Consider the following 3,513-nt stretch of genomic DNA (forward strand, 5'->3'; position numbering starts at 1 on the left):
ATATAAAATATTTCACCGATATTATAAAGTATATCAGGCATATTGGGTTGATGTCTCTCTGCAAGGAAAAAGCAGTTTAGGGATTCTTCGAATTTCCCCATTTTTTTCAATGTGAGAGCTTTATTTACAAGATAGTTTATATTTGAAGGCGATAGGAGAAAAGCTTTTGAAAATTCTTCTTGAGCACGCATCAAGTCACCTTTTTTCCCATAAAAAATTCCCAATAAATTATGTACTTTCGCCTTTTGAGGAAATTTAGAGGCAAGCTTCTCTACTAAATTTTCAGCTTTACCAATCATACCGTTTTCAATATAGAATAAAGCCAATCTGCATTTCCACTTCTCTCTAAAAACATCCAACATTGCAGCTTTCTTCAATTCCTCTTCTGCTTCCCTCATTTTTCCAATTCTACTGTAAACAATACCAAGATTGCCATAGGCATCATTCAAAGTATCATCTAAGGCAATTGCTTTTTTGTATTCTGCAACTGCTTTCTGAAAATCTCCTGTATCCCTGAAAAAATTGCCTAAATTCATATGAACATTTGCATCCTTCGGATTGATACTTTCTGCTTTTTTGAACAATCTGTAAGCATTCCCATAATCTCTTTTTAAAATATTTATCAATCCCAGATTCAAATATGCTTCCACTGAATCGGATTTTATCTGAATGACTTTTTTAAAACATTGTGCAGCTTTATCTAACTCGTAATTTTCAAGCAAAGCAGTGCCTAAATTTATTAGGGGCCTTGCCTTCAAGGGAGATTTTTTTGCGGCATCCTGCCAAAGGGAAAGGCTGTCAAGCCAGATAAAGTTTCTTTTCTGTAAATCAATGGAAAAGAAAACAATGATAAAAACTATGAGTGTTTCAAGAAAAAAGAAACGCACCATATCTTTTCTTTCCTTGAAGATATTCATCAAATAAATGATGAATGATGCAAACAAAAAGGAATAAGCCATGGAAGCAGTATAAAGCCATCTTTCAGACAAGACATCATTCAGTGGGACAGCAATAACTGGAATGAATGAGACTATATACCAACCTGAAAAGAATTTTACTTCTGATGGATTTTTATTTCTGAAAGCAAGTATGATAAATCCCAAAATGATGATCAGAGTAATCAACGATTCCAAATCTGGTATCCTTTTAAGTGGAAGATAATGGTCGATATTGAGATTTATCGGAAAAAGGAGAAGACGAAGATATTTCAATGAGGCATCGATATGGGAAAGAAAATGAGTTGTTAAATTATGCTCTTCTTTCCCTGATAAAATGTTGGGATTGATGAATAGATATGAAAGAATCAGAAAAAGCCATAAAAGAAAGTAAGGAGAATACTTCTTTAATTTTCCAATCTTGTTTTTCTCATAAAAGATAAAAAAGAGAAGAAGAAAGAAGGGAAATGCAAAACCTGATTCTTTACTGAATGAGGCAAGCAGAAAAAAAATTAGGGGCAAAATGGTGTTTTTTGAAATAAGATTTTCGTCTCCAATCATTCTCATAAAAAAGATAAGACCGAGAAGGAGAAAAAAATTAGAAAGCACCCCTGCCCTTCCTGAAATATAGGTAACTGATTCCACATTTACAGGGTGAAGAAGAAAAATGGCTGATGAGAGTAAAGACAATCTACTGTCTCCATCAGTTAACTTTGCTATCAATAAGTAAAAAAGTATTCCATTCAAGAAATGGAAAAACAAATTGACCAGATGGAAACCAAAGGGAGAGAATCCCCACAATGAAAGGTTTGTGCTGTAGCTTATTTGGGTAATAGCCCTCGCTGGGTATATAGTGAAAATTTTCAACGGATCAAGATATGAAATTTCAGGATTAAAGGCAATTCTTCGCAAGTCATCATATTGAAAAGGCACTTTAAAGGAATCTCGATAGGAAAAAATTAGAATTAAAGCCAAAACAAAGAAAAGCAAATAAATGCGAAGTTTCAACCTTTTCATTCTCCGATATTTGCAAGCATATTTTGTGCCGCTTTATTGGAAGGCGCAATTTCCAAAAGTTTTTTAAGATATCTTCTTGCTTCATCAGTCTTCCCAATAAACATATATATTGAAGCAAGATTCCCCATAGCACCAATAGAATCAGGCACAAGGTCAAGGGCTGATTTATATGAAATAATCGCTTCTTTAATCATCCCTTTTTGGGAATAATAGTTTCCACAATTCAAAAGCGATGCGGCAGCAGTCAATACTCCTTTTTCGTCTCCAAGTTTTTTAGAAGCAAGTCCCAGATTAGCCCATGCCGGCGAATAATTCTTATCAATGGATACAGACATCAAAAAATTGCCTACTGCTTCCTCCAAACGGCCTTCCTTCCCTAAGGCAACTCCAAAGTTATTATAAGTGCGAGGTGAAGCAGGCGCTTTCTTCACAGCGTCCTGCCATAAAGAAATTTCTGTGAGCCATACAAAATTCCTGTCAACTGAAAGCGATAACATCATCAAAAGGACAAGAGAGACTGCTATTTTAGAAATATAAGAAAATTTATTTTTTTTCAGTCCCTCACAAATTATCAGCATTATCATATAAAAAAATCCTGCCGAAGGAAGATAAAGCCATCTATCAGCAACTATATCCTGCAATGGCACTATAATATTAGGAGCAAGCAAAATGTAAAACCAACTCCAACAGAAAAAAATCATTTTCTTGTATTTAGGGATTGCCCAAAAGGTAAAGAAGATAGAAACAATTATGATGGCAATCAAAATAAAAAACCTTACAAAGGGATAGTGCGATGAAAAATAATTTGGATACAAAACGCATAGGTTTATTGGTAGCAAAAGAAGACGCAGATTCTTTATCTGCGCATCTCCCTGATAAAGGACTTGCCTCTTAAAATCGCGCTCAAACCCTGTCTCAAATGTATTTCCAAGATAATTCTGCCTGAAAATAAAATAGAAGAGGAATAACAGGAGAAAAGAAATCAATGAATAGACAATCCTGGTTTTTCTGTGCTTTGAAGGTGCAATAGCTATGATTAGAAAGATTAGAAAGAAAAGCACTCCACCACGCTCCTTGGACAAAAGAGATGAAGCAGCAAATATGACAGCAGGTATGAGATAAAAGGAATTTGCCTTTTCCATAAAAGAGAGAAAAAAATGAAGAGTCAAAAAAAGAAAGAAAGCACAAAGAAGCTCGGACCTGCCTGAAATATATGTAACAGATTCTACCATCAATGGTGAAAGGGCAAATAAGAGAGCGGAAAGGTTCGCTGGACTAAAAAAATCAGCGTCTTCCTCCTTTTTTAAAAAAATATTCTCTAAGCGGCTAAATAGAAAATAAAATAAAACTGTGTTTTCAATATGTAACAATATATTAAATACTCTGAACCCAGCAGGAGACAATCCTGTCAAAAAAAAATTAAGGGCAAAGGTGAGATTCAATAGAAATCGGAATGGATTTTTCCAAAAAATTTCAACTATATTCAGAGTCCTTATTTCTGAGGGTTTTAGAATAACCTTTTGGTCGTCATACTGAAATGGCGCATTGATTGGAACGGAAT

2 protein-coding genes are annotated in these 3,513 nt (G+C 34.6%); both read right to left on the reverse strand.

Annotation, left to right across the window (positions count from 1 at the left end):
* Window positions 1-1,952: tetratricopeptide repeat protein (locus tag D6734_12355; protein RMF92401.1), on the reverse strand; the 1,952-nt coding region annotated here is incomplete at its 3' end.
* On the reverse strand, window positions 1,949-3,513 hold a 1,565-nt coding region (locus D6734_12360), incomplete at its 5' end, for a hypothetical protein (GenBank protein RMF92402.1). The genes D6734_12360 and D6734_12355, both read right to left, overlap by 4 nt.

The sequence above is a fragment of the Candidatus Schekmanbacteria bacterium genome (genome assembly GCA_003695725.1).
Classification (GTDB): Bacteria; Schekmanbacteria; GWA2-38-11; order GWA2-38-11; family J061; genus J061.